Origin of the sequence: Adlercreutzia aquisgranensis, assembly GCF_943193145.1 — a bacterium.
Taxonomy (GTDB): domain Bacteria; phylum Actinomycetota; class Coriobacteriia; order Coriobacteriales; family Eggerthellaceae; genus Xiamenia; species Xiamenia aquisgranensis.
Genome location: NZ_CALPDA010000002.1, coordinates 186299 through 205718 on the forward strand (window position 1 = coordinate 186299; position 19420 = coordinate 205718).

General features: G+C 67.1%; 11 protein-coding genes. 8 read left to right on the forward strand and 3 right to left on the reverse strand.

The genetic code is table 11. The features are described from left to right. Positions 1 to 7: 7 nt before the first annotated feature. Complete coding sequence (locus NFR41_RS01990; RefSeq protein WP_160213075.1) at positions 8 to 622, reverse strand: helix-turn-helix domain-containing protein; 615 nt, start codon at positions 620 to 622, stop codon at positions 8 to 10. Positions 623 to 763: 141 nt separating this feature from the next. Then, positions 764 to 2251, reverse strand: coding sequence for a Tat pathway signal protein (locus NFR41_RS01995; protein ID WP_251230501.1), 1488 nt, complete (start codon positions 2249 to 2251; stop codon positions 764 to 766). Between the two features lie 148 nt (positions 2252 to 2399). Here NFR41_RS01995 and NFR41_RS02000 point away from each other — a divergent pair, with 148 nt between their 5' ends. The 7 genes from NFR41_RS02000 (at position 2400) to NFR41_RS10475 (ending at position 15555) form a co-directional block, all read left to right on the forward strand. Then, a complete protein-coding gene (locus tag NFR41_RS02000) occupies positions 2400 to 3113 on the forward strand; it encodes a response regulator transcription factor (protein WP_160213077.1) in 714 nt (237 codons plus the stop codon). A 185-nt stretch (positions 3114 to 3298) separates the two neighbouring features. Continuing rightward, positions 3299 to 4786: a sensor histidine kinase gene (locus NFR41_RS02005; RefSeq protein ID WP_160213099.1), complete on the forward strand. Its 1488-nt coding sequence runs from the start codon at positions 3299 to 3301 to the stop codon at positions 4784 to 4786. Between the two features lie 15 nt (positions 4787 to 4801). Beyond that, a complete protein-coding gene (locus tag NFR41_RS02010) occupies positions 4802 to 5680 on the forward strand; it encodes a phosphoribosylaminoimidazolesuccinocarboxamide synthase (protein ID WP_160213078.1) in 879 nt (292 codons plus the stop codon). A gap of 77 nt (positions 5681 to 5757) precedes the next feature. Further along, the gene (locus NFR41_RS02015; protein WP_251230502.1) at positions 5758 to 6468 is read left to right on the forward strand and encodes a hypothetical protein; all 711 of its coding nucleotides are present in this window, start codon (positions 5758 to 5760) and stop codon (positions 6466 to 6468) included. Positions 6469 to 6525: 57 nt separating this feature from the next. Next, on the forward strand, positions 6526 to 10443 hold the full coding sequence (locus tag NFR41_RS02020) for a phosphoribosylformylglycinamidine synthase (protein ID WP_251230503.1): 3918 nt from the start codon (positions 6526 to 6528) through the stop codon (positions 10441 to 10443). Positions 10444 to 10464: 21 nt separating this feature from the next. Continuing rightward, positions 10465 to 11991: an MATE family efflux transporter gene (locus tag NFR41_RS02025; RefSeq protein ID WP_251230504.1), complete on the forward strand. Its 1527-nt coding sequence runs from the start codon at positions 10465 to 10467 to the stop codon at positions 11989 to 11991. Positions 11992 to 12111: 120 nt separating this feature from the next. Continuing rightward, complete coding sequence (locus NFR41_RS10475) at positions 12112 to 15555, forward strand: tetratricopeptide repeat protein (RefSeq protein ID WP_285833840.1); 3444 nt, start codon at positions 12112 to 12114, stop codon at positions 15553 to 15555. Between the two features lie 84 nt (positions 15556 to 15639). Here the strand turns inward: NFR41_RS10475 and hisS are convergent, their stop codons facing one another. After that, entirely contained in the window at positions 15640 to 16953 is a 1314-nt protein-coding gene (hisS, locus tag NFR41_RS02030; protein ID WP_251230505.1) for a histidine--tRNA ligase, read from the reverse strand. Positions 16954 to 17339: 386 nt separating this feature from the next. Between hisS and NFR41_RS02035 the strand changes: the two genes are divergently transcribed. Beyond that, a complete protein-coding gene (locus NFR41_RS02035; RefSeq protein WP_251230506.1) occupies positions 17340 to 19295 on the forward strand; it encodes an FAD-dependent oxidoreductase in 1956 nt (651 codons plus the stop codon). Positions 19296 to 19420: the final 125 nt, after the last annotated feature.

A 19420-nucleotide genomic window follows, 5' to 3' on the forward strand; every position in this document is an offset into this window, starting at 1 on the left:
AGCTTCGCTAGTCCGTAGCTCCGCGCGGGCCCTTGGCCTGCGCCGCTTTGCCGTCGCGTGATAGCGCAGGCGGAACGGGGGATTCCGGGGCGGCCGGTCCGTCCGTCTTGGTCCTCATCAGCAGCGCCACCATCTCGCGTTCCAACTTGACGTACAGCTGGGGGATCAGCTCGTCGGGCTGCCCTTGTAGCACCAGCGTGGCCAGCAGCTGCAGCGACAGGCTGGGATTGCTTACGGTAAGCGGCTGCAGGCGTATGCCCTCGTCGGTGAACGTAGCCAAGGCGTAGTTGTCCAAGATTTGCTGGGAGTCGCCGGGTTTTGCCATGTCGTCTTGCACCGGCGCCTGCCGGTCCTCGCGGCTGCGCGTACGTCCCACGATGGCCTGTGCGTCGTTGGCGGGGCTCATCAGCAGCAGCGAGACGGGAACGCCCAAGGCTTCGGCGATTCGCTCCACGTTGGACAGCGACGGGTTCACCACCTGCTGCTCGATATTGCCAATGTAGGTGCGGTGCAGCCCCGCAGCCTCTCCGAGCTTCTCCTGGGACAACCCCTGCGCCTTTCGGAAATTCCGCACATTCGTAGCGAAGACTTCAGCGACGTTCATGCCTTGCAGCCCTTTCATCAGGTTCTATACTGATGAAAGCCGAAGCAGCGAAGCCGTTCTACAGTCAATCCATAGCACTTGGGCCGCCGAAGGGAGACCCAAGGGGAATGCGTTCGCTGGTTTTTTGCGGCTGCCGCGCCGCCGCGTCTTCGGAACCCGCTAGGCCGACACCGGTGCCCAGATGCGCACGCTGCAGCGCTTCACTTCAGGGCCGTCAACCGGCTCGTCGTGCAGGCTGGCGTAGGTGACTATCCTGTCTTTGGCGCCGCTGCTAGCAAGGTAATCGCCGAAGCTCTGGGCTCCGTCCTCTGCGTCGAAGGCGAAGTAGGTGCTACCCCCCAGGTCGACCCCGCAGACAGACCTGGTGGACTTCACGAAGAAGTACGGACCGCACCAGGCCGGGGCGCAAGTAGGTACGCGGCTGTAGTTGAACCAGGGCACGCGGCTGTAATCGCCGCCGGAGGGGACGGAATCCACGTCAGGCGTGTAGGTGCCGATGTTGGCGATGCCGTCGCCGTAGGCGTAACCGGCGTCGAAGGCGAACGAGAAGCCGGTGGGCCCGAAGGCCACTTCCAGCGGCTTCATGGAACGGGGAAGGGCCAGCGTGTCGGTGACCTGGCCGGTTTTCACGTCGATGCGGGTCAGCTGGTAGTGGATGGAGGAGGTGTCCGTGCGCGGTGCCACCACCACTGCCCCGTCGGCCCCGTAGGGCGCGCAGGCCATGCGCCCGTGGGAGGTGCAGGCCACCGAGGCGTCGGCCGATCCCAGCGTCGCCTGCATGAGCACCGAGTCCTCGGTGGAGCAGGGTCCGTCGAGGCAGGGAAGCACCTGCCAGAACCCCTGGTCCTCCACGATGGCCAAGGTGGGCGTCTGCCATTCCTCGCACAGCCCCTCGTCCATCACCACGGGCTCGCCCAGGCCGCCCTCGCCGTCGGACTTCGCGCTCAGCACCCGCCACAGGCCGTCCATGATGTCGGACTCGATCCACAGCGCCCCGTGGCTGGTGGCGCGCACGTCGTAGATCTCGAAGCCTTCGGCGGCTCCTGCGGCTTGCGAAAGAGCCGTGGTCAGCGTGCCGGTCTCAAGGTCCAGAAGCCCTACCTGGGTGAGCGGGGTCCCGTCGTCGCCGGGGATGAGGCATGCGGCAACCTTGCCGTCGTTTTCCCAGACCAAAGACCCGTAAGGCAGGGTGACGTCCATCACCTTGCTCATGTAGGCGGTGGAGTCCTCGGCATATTCCAGGTCGTCCACGGTGGTCACGGCCGCTTCGGGAACGGTCAGCACGTTCTCCACGGTGTCGGCCTCCTCGGCCCGCCGGGAGCGGTTGATCATGAACGCGCCGCCTGCGCCCGCCACGGCCAGCACCCCCGCGCCGGCGGCCCCTATGAGGAAGCGACGGCGGGTGAGCAGCGGCTTGTCGAAGCCGCCCGTGCGCGACACGGGCTTGCGGTTGGGATGGGGGCCGTGGCTGCGGGCGCCCAGAGACGGGCGCGAGGAGGCATGGCCGGCGGTGGGGGAGCCAAAGGATCGGGAGGTGCTTTGGCGGGAAGGCCGGGATGAGGAGCGGGCATGCGCAGACGTTCGCCCCCGCTGCCCGCGGGATGTATGGGTACCAGCGCCGAAGGTGCGCTCTCTGCTCTCTGTCATGGGGCTATTGTGTCAGGTAGCGCCCAGATGGGTAAGCCTATGAGGGTAAATGCTACAATAAGCGCAAACAAGACGGAACCAATCCACGTTGATCGCAATGCCCATTGACGAGTGTGAGGATGTAGTTGTGAACAACAGAGCCATGCCTATGAACAACGGAGAAACCCGCCGCATCCTGCTGGTGGAGGACGAGAAGGCCATCCGCGAGGCAGTCACCGCCTACCTTGAGCGCGAGAACTACTGGGTTACGGCCGTGGGCGACGGCCAGGATGCGCTGGAGGAGTTCTCCAAGCACCACTTCGACCTCATCATCCTGGACCTCATGCTGCCCCGCTGCCCCGGCGAGCGCGTGTGCCGCATCATCCGCGACAACTCCGACGTGCCCATCATCATGCTCACCGCCAAGGGCGAGGTGGAAGACCGCATCATCGGCCTGGAACTGGGCGCCGACGACTACCTGGTGAAGCCCTTCAGCCCTCGCGAGCTGGTGGCCCGCTCCCGCGCCCTGCTGCGCCGCGTCCACGCCGATTCCGAGCCTCAGCGCGAGGTGCTGGAGTTCGGCGAGCTCACCATCGACGTGTCGGGCCACAAGGTGCTGGTCTCCGGCAAGGAGATCGACCTTACGGCCAGCGAGTTCAAGCTGCTGACCACCCTTTCCCGCTATCCGGGCCGCGTGTACTCGCGCATGGAGCTGGTGGAGAAGGTTCTCGGCTACGACTTCGAGGGCTACGAGCGCACCATCGACTCCCACGTGAAGAACCTGCGCGCCAAGATCGGCGACAACCCTCGCAATCCCAAGTGGCTCCACACCGTTCACGGCGTGGGCTACCGGTTCGAGGACCCCTCGAAGAGCGGGCAGTAGCAGCAACCGTCGTATCCGCCGCAAGGTACTAGGCTTCTCCCTTGTTTATACCACCTTCCTACGATACCCAGGCGCACGCCGCACCCAGCAACGGGGCGGCGTGTTCTGCTGTTCCAGAGCAGAGCGCCCCGGGCCAAACGCCCGACGGCGAGGGCCATAAGGGCCCGTCCCAGAGCGCGTCGAACATGCGCCGCGAAAGCACGCGCAAGGGCTTCTTCTACCGCTGGAGCCGCTTCACCTACACCATGCGCGTGACGGCCTGCTTCGGACTCATCGCCGCCATGACCGCGCTGGTGGCCATCGGCGTGCTGTCGTTCGTGTGGGACCAGCATTTCCAGTCCTACACGAAGGAGAACATGCAGTCCCTGGCCGACTCCGTGGCCACCCGCGTCGCGGACATCTACCGGGAGACCGGCCGGCTGGACAACAATGGCGAGGTGATCGCGGTGGCCAAGTACGCCGAGAGCCTCAGCTCCGGCGCCGGCATCGTCATCACGAACAACCTGAACCATTCCATCGTCTACGATTCGGCCGCCATAGGGTCGGGTATCGGGCTCACGGGCATGAACGGCCCCACCTTGGCGCCGCCGCCCTCCGCCGCCGGCATAGAAACCTCCAACATCGTGGTGGACGGTGTGGCCGTGGGTTCGGTGCGCGTGTGGGTGTACGGCTCCGACGCGCTGCTCACCCATACCGACGAGCAGTTCCGCGACCAGTCCTACCAGGCCATGCTCATAGCCGCGGCCGCTGCCATCGTTTTGGCGTCGTGCATCGGCTTTCTGTTCGCGCGGGCCTTGGTGAGCCCCATCAACCGCATGACCAAGACGGCCAAGGCCATCGCCGAGGGCGACATGTCGGCCCGCACCGAGCTGCACGGCGAGGACGAGGTGGCGCGCCTGGGCGAAACCTTCGACGCCATGGCCGACTCCATCGAGCGCGACCGCGAGCTTGAGCGGCGCCTCACCACCGACGTTGCCCACGAGCTGCGCACGCCGCTCATGGCCATCCAGTCCACCGTGGAGGCCATGGTGGACGGCGTGTTCGAAGCCGACGAGGAGCGCCTGGAAACGGTGAACTCCGAAGTGCAGCGCCTCAGCCGCCTGGTGAACGCCATCCTGAAGCTGTCACGCCTGGAAAGCCGCACCACGCCCATGAAGGAGGAGCCGCTCGATCTGGGCCAGCTCATCCAGGGTATCATCCTCACCCACGAGGCCTTCGCAGTGGATTCGGGCCTGTCGCTTTCCTACAGCGCCGAGCCCGACGTGTGGGTCATGGGCGATTCCGACATGATTCGCCAGGCCACCGCGAACCTCATCTCCAACGCAGTGCGCTACACTCCCGAAGGGGGCTCCATCACCGTGTCGGTATCGCGCGGGCCCGAGATGGCGGCGGTGGCCGTGCGCGATACGGGCATCGGGCTGTCTCCGGAAGAGGCGAAGATGGTGTTCAGTCGCTTCTGGCGCGCCGACGCCGGCCGCAACCGCGAAAGCGGCGGCTTGGGCGTGGGCCTTGCGGTGGTGAAGGAGATCGTCGACCGTCACCAGGGCTACGTGACCGTGGAGGGCGAAGAGGGCAAGGGCGCCTGCTTCACCATCCACCTGCCCATGATCGAGGACGGGCGCAGAAAGAAGCACGGGGAAAAGAAGGACGCCCGCAAGCGTCCTCAGGCGTAAGAGGAAAGGAAGCACATGATGGCCATCGATATCAAGCCGACAGCACAGGGCAAGGTCCGCGACCTGTACGATCTGGGGGACAAGCTTCTGCTGGTGGCGACCGACCGCATCTCGGCCTTCGACTACATCCTGCCAGACGAGATTCCCTACAAGGGCCAGGTGCTCACCCAGCTGTCGGTGTTCTGGTTCCATCTGCTGGAGGGCGTGGTGGAAAACCACCTCATCTCGGCCGACGTAGCCGACTTGCCCGACGAGTTCAAGCCCTACGCCGACTACCTGGCCGGACGCTTCATGTTGGTGAAGAAGTGCGAGATGTTCCCGGCCGAGTGCATCGTGCGCGGCTACCTGGCCGGCAGCGGGCTTAAGGAGTACCAGCAGAAGGGCAGCGTGTGCGGCATCGCCCTTCCCGAGGGCCTGGTGAACTCCTCCAAGCTGCCCGCGCCCATCTTCACCCCCTCCACCAAGGCCGAGATCGGCGACCACGACGAGAACATCAGCTACGAGCGCCTGGCCCAGATCATCGGCGACGAGGACGCCGAGGCGCTGCGCCATCTGTCGGTGTCGGTGTACGAGAAGGCTCGCGACCATGCGGCGGCCCACGGCATCATCATCGCCGACACGAAGTTCGAGTTCGGGCGCGTGGACGGACAGATCATCCTGGCCGACGAGGTGCTGACGCCGGATTCCTCGCGCTTCTGGCCCGGGGACACCTACCAGCCCGGCGGCGACCAGCCCTCCTTCGACAAGCAGTTCGTGCGCGACTGGCTGTCGGCGAACTGGGACCGCACCGGCGAGCCGCCCCATCTGCCCGCCGACGTCATCGAGAAGACAAGCCAGAAGTACATCCAGGCCTACGAGCTGATCACCGGGCAGAAGTTCGTGCCCGCCGCCTAGGATTGTCTTGCGCGGGCGAGGTATCGCTGCCTTCCGCCCGCGCGATTTCGTTTCCCGCGCCCATTCCAAGGAGCATCATGACGCAGAGAAATCCCATGAACGACCGCTACACCGCCGACGGCCGCAAGGGGCAGACGCGCAAGAGCGCTGCTTCCGCCCGTCCGAAGTCCAAGGCCGCCTCGTCGGTTCGCGTGCAGTCCACGGTGAAGACGAAGGCCGAGATCAAGGCCGAGCAGAAGGCGGCCCGCGCCAAGCAGCAGGAGCTGGACCGCAAGTACTACAATCCGCCCACCGCCCGCTTCAAGAAGCTGACGCGCCTGTGGTGGGCGCTTCTGGCCAGCGCCATCATCTTCACGGTGCTCTCGTGGGTGCTGCGTCCCTACATCGGCGAGATCCCCTGCTTCGTGGTGCTGGGCCTGGCCTACGCCGCCATCATCGCCGCGTTCTACGTCGATTTGGGCCTGCGCCGCAAGGAGCGTCGCCGCTACCAGGAGCAGATGGAGGCTCACAAGTCCAAGGAGGCCCGGGCGGCGGAGAAGGCCCAGAAGGCTCAGGCCCGCGCCCAGAAGGCCGAGGCCCAGCAGAAGTACGACGAGGCCAAGGCCGCCGAGGCTGCCAAGCCCAAGCGCCGCGGCCTGTTCGGCAGCGGCTTCTCCCTGGCCAACCGCGAGCAGATGAAGGCCGAGCGCGCCGCCGCCAAGGCCGAGAAGGCGGCCGCAGCCGATGCGGAGTACCAGGCCAAGAAGGCGGCCAGCGATCAGGTTGCCTCCGATTCGACCTCGAAGTAGCCTTCGGTCCACCAGCTTTGCCCTGCCAGCTTTCGCCCGCAAGAGAAAGGCGCCGCAATGGTTTCGCGCGTATACGTTGAGAAGAAGCCCGGATTCGACGTGGAGGCCTCTCAGCTGCTCCACGAGCTGCGGCAGACGCTGGGGATCGGCTCGATCACGGGCCTGCGGCTGCTGAACCGCTACGATGTTGAAGGTGCGGACGACGCGCTGTTCGACCAGTGCGTGGCCACGGTGTTCAGCGAACCGCAGACCGACTGGGCCACCGAGGAGCTTCCCCAGGTGGAAGGGGCTGCGGTGTTCGCCGTGGAGCCGCTGCCGGGGCAGTTCGACCAGCGTGCCGACTCGGCCGCCGTGTGCATGCAGCTGGTGAGCCAGGGCGAGCAGCCCAGCGTGGCGTCGGCCAAGGTGTACATCCTGGAGGGCGATTTGTCCGCCGAGGACGTGGAAGCGGTGAAGCGCTTCGTCATCAACCCGGTGGAGAGCCGCGAGGCGTCGCTTGAGGTGCGCCAGACGTTGGCCGTGGACTACCCGGAGCCGGCGGACGTGGAGGTGCTCGAGGGCTTCACCCAGCTGGACGAGGCTGGGCTTGCGGCCTTCATCGCCGAGCGCGGGCTTGCCATGGACCTGGCCGACATCCTGTTCTGCCAGCGCTACTTCGCCGAGGAGGGGCGCCAGCCTACCATCACCGAGATCAAGATGATCGACACCTACTGGTCGGACCACTGCCGCCACACCACCTTCGGCACGGTGCTGGACGAGGTGTCCATCGCCGACAGGAACGTGCAGCTTGCGTTCGATAAGTACCTGGACATGCGCCATGAGCTGGGACGGGACGAGAAGCCGGTGTGCCTGATGGACATGGGCACCATCGGCGCGAAGTGGCTTAAAGCCCATGGCATCCTGACCAACCTGGACGAGTCCGACGAGATCAACGCCTGCACCGTGAAGGTGAAGGTGGACGTGGACGGGCAGGAACAGGACTGGCTGTACCTGTTCAAGAACGAGACCCACAACCATCCCACCGAGATCGAGCCCTTCGGCGGGGCAGCCACCTGCGTGGGAGGCGCTATCCGCGACCCCTTGTCGGGCCGCTCCTACGTGTACCAGGCCATGCGCCTGACCGGTGCAGCCGATCCCACAGTGCCGGCGTCGAAGACCATCCCCGGCAAGCTTTCCCAGCGCAAGCTGGTCACCACGGCGGCGGCCGGCTATTCCTCCTACGGCAATCAGATAGGCCTGGCCACGGGCCAGGTGAACGAGGTGTACCATCCCGGCTACGCCGCCAAGCGCATGGAGATCGGCGCCGTGGTGGGTGCCACGCCTGCCGACCACGTGCGCCGCGAGACGCCGGCGGCGGGGGATGTGGTGGTGCTTCTGGGCGGCCGTACCGGGCGCGACGGCATCGGCGGCGCCACGGGTTCCTCGAAGGCCCACGATGCCAGCTCCCTTGAGAGCTGCGGGGCCGAGGTGCAGAAGGGCAACGCCCCCGTGGAGCGCAAGATACAGCGACTGTTCCGCCGCGGCGAGGCGTGCCGCATGATCAAGCGCTGCAACGACTTCGGGGCCGGCGGCGTGTCCGTGGCCATAGGCGAGCTGGCCGACGGCTTGCGGGTGAACCTGGACGCGGTGCCCAAGAAGTACGACGGCTTGGACGGCACGGAGCTCGCCATCTCTGAATCCCAGGAGCGCATGGCCGTGGCGCTGGCGGCCGAGGACGTGGACGCCTTCATAGCCCTGGCCCACGAGGAGAACCTTGAGGCCACCCCGGTGGCCGTGGTGACCGAGGAGCCGCGGGTGCGCATGGAATGGCGCGGCAAGACCATCGTGGACGTGAGCCGCGAATTCCTGGCCAGCAACGGCGCTCCCAAGCATGCTTCGGTGGAGGTGCCTGCGCGCCAGAGCTTCGCCGACAGCCCTTGCGACCGCGCTTTCGAGGCGTCCTTCGAGCTGGCCGACCCCATGGTGGACGCCGTGTGCGAGGCCGACGATTTGGAGCTGGCCCTGAAGGCGCTCATGGGCGACATCAACCGCGCTTCCAACAAGGGGCTTTCCGAGCGCTTCGACTCCACCGTCGGCGCCGGCACCGTGCTCATGCCCTTCGGCGGCGCCCGCCAGCTGACGCCCTCCCTGGCCATGGTGGCCAAGCTGCCGGTGATGGGCGGCAAGACCACCACGGTGTCGGGGCTTTCCTGGGGCTTCAACCCCTACCTTTCGGCGTTCGACCCCTATGCGGGCTCCTACATGGCGGTGCTCGACTCCGTGGCGAAGCTAGTGGCCACCGGTTTTCAGCGCAAGGACATGTACCTGTCGCTGCAGGAGTACTTCGAGAAGCTGCGCACCGACCCGGTGCGTTGGGGCAAGCCGACCCAGGCGGTACTGGGCGCGCTCATGGCCCAGGTTGACTTCGGTGTAGGCGCCATCGGCGGCAAGGACTCCATGTCCGGCAGCTTCGAGGAGCTGGACGTGCCGCCCACCCTGGTGTCCTTCGCCACGGCCGTGGGGTCGGTTCAGCGCATCGTGTCCCCCGAGCTCAAGCAGCCGGGTGACAGCTTGGTGTGGCTGTGCTTCGAGGATTCCGAAGCGTCCAGCCTGCGCGATACGCTTGATGCCGCCGAGCACCTGATCGGTGCCGGCGTGGTGCGGGCCTGCGCGAGCGGCGGCTGGGGCGGCTTGGCCGAGACCCTGGTGAAGATGGCCGCGGGCAATGGCCTGGGCGCCGACCTGTCGGGTTCGATCGACCTGGCCTCCCTCTTCGAGCCGGCCTACGGCACCTTCGTGCTGGAGCTGGCGGCGGGCGAGGACATCGACACGGTGGCCGACCGCTTGGAAGAGGCGGGCCTGGCCGACGGCGTCGACCTGGTGGAACTGGGGCCGGTGACCAAGGATTATGCGCTGGTATGCGAGGACCAGCGGGCCGATTTGGCGGCGGTGCAGGAAGCGTGGGAGCGCGGCATCGAGGACGTGTTCCCCTACCGCAGCAGCGACGGCGATGCGGCGGCGGTGGAGGGCCAGGTGGATACGCTGGTGGGCGAGCTGCGCGCGGCGGGCGTGGGGGAGGATCTCCTTTCCTGGGCCGGCGAGCCGGGCGCATCTGCCGAGCGTCCGAGCGATCCCTTCGCCGTGCCCTTCGTCCATGGCACCTCCGCGCTGCCGCTTACGTTCGGCGCCTCGTGCCCCAAGCCGCGCGTGGTTATCCCGGTGTTCCCGGGAACCAACTGCGAGTACGACACGGCGGCGGCCTTCGAGCGCGCAGGTGCCGTGCCCACCACCTTCATCGTGAACAACCTGTCTCCCGAAGCGGTGGCGGAAAGCGCACGCGAACTGGCGCGGCTGATCGGCCAGTCCCAGATCGTCATGCTGCCCGGCGGCTTCTCCGGCGGCGACGAGCCGGACGGGTCGGCCAAGCTGATCGCGTCCTTCTTCCGCGCTCCCCAGGTGACCGAGGCGGTGCGCGATTTGCTGCAGAACCGCGATGGGCTGATGCTGGGTATCTGCAACGGGTTCCAGGCGCTGGTGAAGCTGGGGCTGGTGCCCTTCGGCGACATCGTGGCCATGGACGACGCGTGCCCCACGCTCACGTTCAACCAGATTGGCCGCCATCAGAGCTGCATCGTTCGCACGCGGGTGGCCTCGGCCATGAGCCCGTGGCTTGCGCGCTGCCAGGAGGGCGACGTCCACACGGTGGCCATCAGCCATGGCGAGGGCCGTTTCGTGGCGCCGCCGGCGGTGCTGGCTTCCATGCTGCAGGGCGGCCAGGTGGCAACCCAGTACGTGGACGGCTTCGGGGCTCCCTCCATGAGCCTGGCCGCCAATCCCAACGGTTCGGTGCTGGCCATCGAAGGCATCACCAGCCCCGACGGGCGCGTGTTCGGCAAGATGGGCCATACGGAACGCACCGGCGCGGGCCTGTACCGCAACATCCCCGGCTGGGCCGACATGCCGCTCTTCGAAGCCGGCGTGGACTACTTCGCCTAAGGGATCGAGGGTATAAGCCGAATGAAGCACGAGAACGGCAATCAGCAGGTCCCGGCGGGCCGAGGGGAGTGCGCCCCGAACCCTGCGGGCAAGTCGGACGGCGGCAGGGGGCCGGGCAGGGCGGGCAAAGCGGATAAGGTGACGCGCATGGGGTCGGCGCCCATCCCGGGGCTGATCGTGGAGTTCGCCATCCCGTCCATTGCGGGCATGCTGGTCAACGGTGCCTACAACGTGATCGACTCCATATTCCTGGGCCAGGCCGTAGGCGAGATCGGCCTGGCTACGGCCACGGTGGCCATGCCTATCATGACGGTGTTCATGGCGCTGTCCATGCTGGTGGGCAACGGCGGCAACGCCCTAGCCGCCCTGCGCATGGGGGAGGGCCGTCGCGACGAGGCCAACCGCAGCCTGGGCAACACCGTGACGCTGTCCATCGTATTGTCGGCCATCGTGGCTGCGGCCATCGCCATGCCGCCGGTGATAGACGGGGTGCTGGCGGTATCGGGCGCGACTGCCGACGATTGGGACTCGGCGCATACCTTCATCTCCATCATCTCCTTCGGCTTCATCTTCCAAAGCATCGGCATGGGCGTGAACAACTTCATCCGCACCGCCGGCGCCCCCAACCGCGCGCTGGTGACCATGGTGGTGGGCGCCCTTTCCTGCACGGCGCTGAACTACCTGTTCGTGATGGTGCTGGGCTGGGGCGTGCGCGGAAGCGCTCTGGCCACGGTAGCGGGACAGGCCGTCTCCTGCGGCTGCGTGCTGTGGTACTTCCTGTTCACGAAGAACGTGCCCATGCGCCTGCAGCTGCGCTTCATGGGGCTTAAGGCCGCCACGGTGCGCAAGATCTTCGCTTTGGGGCTTGCCAGCTGCCTGATCCAAGCCGGCATGGCCGTGGTGAACTTCGTGCTGAACAACCTGCTGAACTACTACGGGTCGCTCAACCCCATAGGGGCCGAGGGGGCGCTTGCCTCCATCGGCGTGGTGCAGCGCGTGGCCAGCTTCGTGGTGCTGCCCCTGATCGGCATGGCCATAGCCATCCAGCCGCTGCTGGGATTCAACTACGGCGCCCACCTGTTCGCCCGCGTGCGCAAGACCTTCTGGGGCGGCGTTGTCGGCGCCACGGGCATCGCCGTGGTGCTGTGGGCGCTGGTGCACCTGTTCGCCCCTTCCATCGTGGGGTTCTTCGGCATCGAAGAGGGCGGCCTGCGCGACTTCACGGTATTCGCCTTGGGCATCCAGCTGATCATGCTGCCGTTCGTGGGCTTTCAGATCGTTGGCTCGAACTACTTCCAGGCCACGGGCCAGCCGGCGAAGTCGATCTTTTTGTCGCTCACGCGCCAGATCTTGTTCCTCGTGCCGCTGCTGTTCGTGATGCCGCTGGTGCTCCCCCAGCTCAGCGACGGGCTGACCAGCCTGGACGCCCTGTACTTCGCCACGCCCTTGGCCGACTTCCTGTCCATCTTCACCACGGTGGTGTTCATGGCCGTGGAGATGCGTCGTCTCGGCAAGCTGGAGGCGGGAAAAATAGAAGCGAAATTCTGACGGGGGCTGCGCGGGGATAGCCGCTCCGTTAAGATTCGTACCATGACGCCTCGATGATCGGGGCGAGCCCCTGTACGGGATGCCGGCCTGGTCGGCATCGGGAAGGACCGAGGTTTCACGGTGAGCAATTCGCGCAAGGACAAGGCATCTACGTCTGCCGTTTACCGGCTTCAGCCGCAGCTGGACGGCGCTTCCGTGCGCAAGGCGATCTTGGCCGACGCGTTGGCGCCCGTTCGGGAGGCGACGCGCCGGGGCAGCTCTGCGTCGTCGGAAGCGGCCGAGTGGTCGGCGGGGCGCAAGAAGCTGGGCAACCTTGCCGCGGTGAAGCTGGCGCCGCTTGGGAGCGAAGGCTCGCCTGCCGGGGAGGCGGAAGGCGGGTCGCCTGCCGCTGCGCCGGTTTCGGATGCAAGCGGCAACGCCTCGGCGCTGCCAGCGCCTGCAGCAGCCGACCGGGTGCCCGGGTTGCCGCCCGCTGTGCCCGCACCTGCACCCGACGGTGCATCCGCATCTGCGCCCGCGCCTGAGCCGGGGGAGATGCCTCATCCAGACGCAGCGAACGGCGCCACGGTGGCCTGCGAGGGCGGCGTGCCCGAGCGCTCTGCCGATGGCGGCGCCGCCGAAGAGCCGGCGGAAGCATCCGGCGCGTTCCCGAAGCGGCGGAGCCGTGCCAACCTGCTCTTGGCGATGAAGGGGCCTTCCCAGGCTTGCGAAGGGCAAGGCGAGCCGAAGCCGACACCCGCTGAAGCAGCTACGCCGTCGAAGCCGGAGGGCGTGGGCACCATCGGGGGCCCGGCTTACGGATGGGTGGAAGGGGGGCTGCCCACCCCTGCCGGCGGTGGATGCTATGCGGTGGAGTTCCTGGACGACGAGCAGGTGCGGGTGCTGGCCTACATCGACCCGTTCGGCCGCGCCTTCGCTACGGACAAGCCTAGCGCCGTTCCCCCGGCTCGGCTTCCCGACCTGTGCTTCGAGCCCGACGAGCACAACAAAGGACGCCGCCGCATCGAGGGAAGCGTGCTGGCGAGGGGTGCCGCGGGCGAGGGAGACGCCGTGGATGTGGCGCGCTACTCGTGTTTGGACGATGCCTACGAGCTGTGCGACACCTGGTACGCCTTCGGCGGCCACGATAGGGGACTTTCCTACAACGATGCCATGACCAGGGCGTTCTTTGCCTTCGTGTACCGGCCGGCGCAAGGTGCCACGCCGGTGCCGGCGCGGGGTTTGGGCGGCATCTTCGACTCGCTGCGTTCCGAGAACTTCGTGCGGTCGCTTCTGGCCATGGTGGGCCATGTGAACGATGCGATGAGGGACCCGTCGCTTTCCGTTCCCGGCCTGGTGCAATGCCTGGTGCGTTGGCTCGACGAGGCAGCGGGGGGAAGCCTTCGCTCGCTGGGGCTTGCTGACGGGGACTTGCGGCTGGTGCGCACCGTTCGCTACGGGGACACGTTCTTCGTGGGCAACGAGAGCGAGGACAACCGCCTGTCCGCGTCGCAGGTGTGGGCCATCGAGGCGGCGCTCAATCGCTTTCTGCTGGCATCCGAGCGGCTGGGAGACGCGGCGGGCCGGGCGACGGTGGAAGAGGCGCAGCAGGCCGACCGCGAGGTGATTGCCCTGGCTGCGACCCAGTCTCCGGTCATAGGGCCGTTGGCGGGCAGCCCCAAGTACATCGACGGGCGGGATTTCCCCGATTCCGAATGGCGTTTCCGCTGCCGGTTCGCGGCGGCCCTGGAGCGCATGCGCGTGCCCTTCCGCGTGTCCGTCGCCTTCCGCAGCGACGTGGATGCGGGAGTGGCGGCCCTGGACGTTACGTTGCCCCAGGTGGAGATGATGCGCTCCTGCGACGAGGTGCCGATGCAGGCGGGGGAGGGCGAGGCTGCGGCGGCGGCCGAGGGGGAAAGTGCCCCGCAGGCCGGCGACGAGGCGACGGCTTCGATCGCGAGCGAGGAGCCTGCGCCTTCCGACGACGCGGCGGTTGGGGGGCTGGACGCGGCGTCTCTGTACGGCCTGCGCATGGGCCTGTGCGCGGCGGCGACGGCGTTTCGGGCCAGCGATTCGGTGTCGAAGGTGCACCTGTACCTGCACGCCCTGGACGACGAGAGCGTGGGCGACGGCCCGATGCGCAGCATGGGGTTCATGGCGTCCGGCGACGATTTCGACGCGCTGTTCCTGAACCAGCAGGAGCCCGACGGCGTGGCCGTGGTGGCCGACCTGCACCGGGAGCAGGGGGTTGCCGTGGTGGCGCTGAGCCGCGAGGCTTTCGAAGCCACCGACGGCTTCAAGGAGGCTCGCGCGGGTGATCCGCTGCCGCTGTACCGGCAACACGACGCCATCCTGTCGAAGTTCGCGCTGCAGGGTATAGGGCCCTTCGACGCCGTGCGCAGCCTGCCCAGCGCCGCAGTGCGCAAGGACCTGCCAGAAGTGGGCCGCGAGGATCTGGGGCCGGAAGCCGCGAAGGCCTTGGGCGCCGGCAACTCCTTCGACGTGCGCATCGTCTACGATGGCGAACTGCGCCGCTTCGCCGAGGAGCTGGCGGACTCCATCGTGGACGCGACCACCGTGGCCCAGGCCATCGCCGTGGTCCGCGCCGCCCAGGAGCAGGAGAGCCAGAAGCGCAACGAGCCCGGGGTGAGTGCCTGTACGCGCCTGATGACGGCCCTGGCGGAGGGCAGCGTGGGACTGGGGGACCAGAACGCCATCGTGGGGGTGTGCCTGGGCGAGGACCGCTGCCGTCTTGCCAACCTGCGGGCAGACGCCCTTTCCGAGCAGGGGGAATTCGACGAGGCGGCGTCGCTTCTCATCGATGCCATACGCGAGTCGGCGGCGCTAGACGGGTTCATCGACGGCAGCACCACGGTGTTCCGCTCCTTTGACACCTACGCCAGCCGCCTGTTGTACAACCTGGCGCGCGAGGGCGTGGTGACCGGCGTGGACGCCGTGGAGGCCGATGGCGGCAGGCACGTGGAGCTGACCACCGATTCGTTCTTCGTGGCCCATGCGGAGGTGACGCGGCTGCTGGAGCGGTCGTTCCAGTACACCGAGCAGGCGGTGGCCTACGGCAAGCGCCTGATCGAGCTGTCGCCTACGGTGGCGCTGGGGTACCGGGTGCTCGGGCGCGCCTACATGCTGACCGGCGATATGGAAAGTGCCCGCAAAACGTTGGTGGCGGGGCTTAAGACCGCATTGGTTGCGGGTGACATCTCCGCGCTGTACTACCAGCTGGCCTACGTGCTGTGGAAGATGGGCAAGCCCGAGGTGGGCGCGGCCGCCTACGCCAAGTGCCTGGAGATTTCTCCGGTGGTGGCGTCCCAGGCCCAGGCGGAGCTGGAGGAGCTGCTGGAGGAGGCGTCCATGCCGGCGCCGGAGCCGGCCCGGGTGGACCGCACTCTGCGTCAGGGCGGCGTGCCCGTGGCGCCCCGGCCGTGCCTGCTCAACGAGATAGACAAGGCCGTGGTGGCGGCGGTGCAGGAGAACCTGTTCCCCGTAGCGCGCGGGCTTCTGGCCGTGCGCCTGCGCTACCGCCCCGACGATGCCCTGAGCAACGTGCTTCGATCGTTGAGCGATTAGGAAAGGCCCGCGGTTCGGTGCGAACCGCGGGCCTTTTTCTTCGGCGGGCTGCTTGTCGCTTCCCCGGCTGCGTCTGCGGGCGCGCTACAGGATGAGCGGCAGCACCGAGGAGGGGTCGGCCAGCGAGAAGGGTGCTTCCTCGTGACTGTCCATGTTGCGCAGGGTGGCGCTGCCCTCGGCCACCTCGTCGGGGCCGAGGGTGACCGCGAAGGCGGCCCCCAGCTTGTTCGCCAGCTTGAACTGGCTTTTCAGGCTGCGGTTCTGGTGGTCCATATCGGCTGACACGCCCGAGGCGCGCAATGCCTGCACCAGGCTGAACGCCGCAGCGCGCTGGGCGGCCTCCACGCAGGCCACGAACACCTGCGGCCCCGGGATCGGCGCGAAGTCCACGCCGCTTTCCTGAAGCGCCAGCACGCAGCGCTCGTAGCCCAGGGCGAAGCCGAAGCCCGGAGTGGGGCGGCCGCCGATTTCCTCCATGAGCTTGTCGTAGCGACCGCCGCCTCCAATGGCCGAGGGCTTGCCTTCTGCGCCCAAGGGCACCTGCACCTCGAACACCGTGCGCGTGTAGTAGTCCAACCCGCGCACGAGCGTGGGGTCCTCGGTGAACGTAAGGCCCGTGGCCGACAGATAGCCTTTCACGGTATCGTAGTGGTCGCGGCAGTCGTCGCACAGATGGTCGGTGATCTTGGGGGCGTCGGCCATGATGGCGGCGCATGCCTCCTCTTTGCAGTCGAAGGCGCGCAGGGGGTTGGTGTCGGCCCGGCGGCGGCAGTCGTCGCAGAGCTGGTCGGCGTGGGACAGCAGGTAGTCGCGCACCAGCTGGCGGTAGGCCGGGCGGCACTGGGAACAGCCCATGGAGTTCACGTACAGGGTCATCTTGTCCTGGGGGATGCCAGCGGCGCGGTAGAACTCCATGAGCATGATGATGCCCTCGGCGTCCACCGTGGCCTCCTCGGCGCCCAGGCATTCGATGCCTACCTGGTTGAACTGGCGCTGGCGGCCGTGCTGGGGGCGCTCGGCGCGAAACATCGGGCCGGCGTACACCAGCTTCACCGGCGCCGATCCCTGGGGCACCAGGTCGTGCTCCACGACGGCTCGCACGGCGCCGGCGGTGCCTTCGGGGCGCAGGCTCAGGCGGCTCTTCGAGCGGATGTGCTCGCCGACCATGAGCTTTGCCATGTTGCCGCCCGAAACCGCCGAGAACATCTCCTTGCCCACCACGTCGGTGGCCTCGCCTATGCCGCGGACGAACAGCTCGGTCTGCTCGATGACGGGGGTCTCGATGGGCTTGTAGCCGTAGAGGCCGAAGGTGTCGCAGGCCAGCTGCTTGAAGCGGGTCCAGAAGGCCGCCTCGTTAGGCAGCAGGTCGCGGGTTCCTTCGGGTGCGTTGATGGCCATGGTGCGCCTTTCTGTGCAATGGTTGCGGCGGTGCTTCTGCCGGGTGGTCGCGGGACCGATGCCCGGTTGCGCGCGAGATTCGGTGCGCTTAGCGCCTCGGGCGTTTCATTATATCCGTGTTGCGCGCCTGCCCGGCCGCCCGCTTGCGCCCTCACGGTAAAACTAACGCAAGCGCCGCAACCGGGCGCGATCGGCGCCGGCAGAGATCTTACCTGGCGAAAGGAGGGGCGGATACCGCAAAAACGCGAGGGGTTGCAGGGCGGGCCGGCCGCGATTCCCCCAGAAGCGCGATTACGCGGCGGCGCACCGATTCCTATGATGGGCCTGCTCGGTCGGCAACGCTGGATGGCCGGGCGAGGGAAACCCAAGGACACAGGGAGGATAGTATGAGCAAGGAAGGGAAGCTGTCCCAGGCGGGCATGTCCCGCCGCGCGTTTCTGGGCTTCGGCGCCACGGCTGCATTGGCCGCGGGTGCTGCGGGCCTGGCCGGCTGCTCGCCGTCGACGCCGTCTTCGAGCAGCGGCGGGTCGTCGGATGGCGGCAACAGCGGCTCCGCCAGTAACGCCGGCGCCACCCCGGCCACGGTGGTGCACAACGTTCGGGACACCAGCTGGATGACGCCGCCTGCCGAGGTAACCGACTTCGTGGACGAGAAGACCTGCGACGTGGTGGTGTGCGGCCGCGGCTTCGCTGGCGTGACCGCAACCCGCGAGCTTGCCGAGCAGGGCAAGAAGGTCATGGTGGTGGAGAAGCAGCCCGAGGATACCTACGCGGCCGTGGGCAACGAGTTCGCCTCGCTCAACGCCGCCATCCTGCAGGAGCGCGGCGTGCCCCACATCGACCCGGTGGAGTTCTACCAGAACTTCATGAAGATCACGGGCAACCAGCCTAATCCCACGTTGGTTATGAAGTTCGCCCAGAATTCCGAGGAGAATTCGAACTGGTACATGTCGGAGCTTACCGAAGAGGACTTCTCGTCTATGACGACGGCCTTCTTCCCGCCCACCGACCACCAGCTCAGCGAGCTTTCCGGCATCAAGTTCTGGCCGAGCGTCTGCAGCTTCTACGGCGCCTGCAACCAGACGAAGATCCAGCAGACCAACGCCGATGTGGCTACCTCAAAGGGCGCTGAGTTCTTCTACGCCCACACCGCCGAATACATCATCATGGAAGACGGCAAGGTGGCAGGCCTGGTGGCGAAGAACGCCGACGGCTACGTGAAGTTCAACTGCAAGGCCGTGGTGTGCTCCTGCGGCGGCATGGGCGGCAACCCTGACATGATGGCTTATTTCATGCCCGATATGGCCCAGGCGCTTACCGGCGATGACGAGCTGACCTCCATGTCGGCCAACGACGGCCGCGGCGTGCAGATGGCCTACTGGGCCGGCGCGCACCTGGAGACCACGCCTGTCGCGGGTATGAACATGAAAGGGCTCTCGGTGCCGGGCAAGATGAACTGCTTGCCCCAGGCAGTGTGGATCGACGAGAACGGCAAGCGCTTCTGCAACGAGTACTATCCCACTTCCGAGCAGCGCGGCTATCAGACCGTCTACATGAGCCGTAAGACGAAGTACGCTGTGGTGGACAACAACTTCACCGAGTACCGCCAGTACACGCTGCCCCAGCACGCCGGATTTACCGCTACCGAGGCTAACATCCAGTCGCTGCGCGATGCCATGGACACCGCCTATGCGAAGTTCAACGGCACCTACGTGGAAGAGGAGTCGGCAGGTGGTCAGCAGGGCGGCGGCGAAGGTGCGCCTGCAGGCGCTGCGGCCGGCGGAGCCCCCGGTGGCGCCCCTGAGGGCGGCGCCCCCGGTGGCGGTCCTGGCGGTGAGGGCGGCCCTGGCGGTGGCGGCCCTGGCGGCGAGGGCGGCCCTGGCGGTGGCGGTGGCGGCCCCATGACCGGCGTGGAGTGGATCGCCGACGACACGCTTGAGGGCCTGGCCGACCAGCTGGGTCTGACCGGCGAGGCGAAGACCAACTTCGTCAAGCAGATCGAGGAGTGGAACGGCTACTGCAAGGCCGGCGTGGACGAGCAGTTCGGTCGCGACTCCAAGGTGCTGTTCCCCGTGGAGGACGGTCCCTTCTACGCCTGCACCTTCGACCCGGTGTTGGGCGAGACCATGGTGACCATGGGCGGCATCATCACCGACGGTGAGCAGAATGCCCTTGACCAGAACTACGAGCCTATCCCCGGCCTGTACATGGCGGGCAACGACTGCGGCCGCCGCTTCGGCACCGAGTACGTGACCCCCATCCCCGGCTGCTCGCTGGCTTTCGCTTTGGTGCTCGGCCGCGAGTGCGGCAAGTCCGTGGCGAAGTTCCTGGACCAGGTGTAAGGCCTATCTGATGCCCGGGGCGGCTCTTCTGCCCCGGCGACAAAGCCCTCCCTTGTGTGCGGCTCCGTGCAATGCGGGGCCGCACTTTGTGTTTGGGTGCGGGCGCTGGCGACAGGTTGGCGCAG

Bases quoted from the DNA above. Each gene is read 5' to 3' on its own strand.
- NFR41_RS02010 (WP_160213078.1), top strand. From the start codon at position 4,802: ATGATGGCCATCGATATCAAGCCGACAGCACAGGGCAAGGTCCGCGAC.
- hisS (WP_251230505.1), bottom strand. From the start codon at position 16,953: ATGGCCATCAACGCACCCGAAGGAACCCGCGACCTGCTGCCTAACGAG.
- NFR41_RS02000 (WP_160213077.1), top strand. From the start codon at position 2,400: ATGAACAACGGAGAAACCCGCCGCATCCTGCTGGTGGAGGACGAGAAG.
- NFR41_RS02005 (WP_160213099.1), top strand. From the start codon at position 3,299: ATGCGCCGCGAAAGCACGCGCAAGGGCTTCTTCTACCGCTGGAGCCGC.
- NFR41_RS02020 (WP_251230503.1), top strand. From the start codon at position 6,526: ATGGTTTCGCGCGTATACGTTGAGAAGAAGCCCGGATTCGACGTGGAG.
- NFR41_RS02035 (WP_251230506.1), top strand. From the start codon at position 17,340: ATGAGCAAGGAAGGGAAGCTGTCCCAGGCGGGCATGTCCCGCCGCGCG.
- NFR41_RS02015 (WP_251230502.1), top strand. From the start codon at position 5,758: ATGACGCAGAGAAATCCCATGAACGACCGCTACACCGCCGACGGCCGC.
- NFR41_RS02025 (WP_251230504.1), top strand. From the start codon at position 10,465: ATGAAGCACGAGAACGGCAATCAGCAGGTCCCGGCGGGCCGAGGGGAG.
- NFR41_RS01995 (WP_251230501.1), bottom strand. From the start codon at position 2,251: ATGACAGAGAGCAGAGAGCGCACCTTCGGCGCTGGTACCCATACATCC.
- NFR41_RS01990 (WP_160213075.1), bottom strand. From the start codon at position 622: ATGAAAGGGCTGCAAGGCATGAACGTCGCTGAAGTCTTCGCTACGAAT.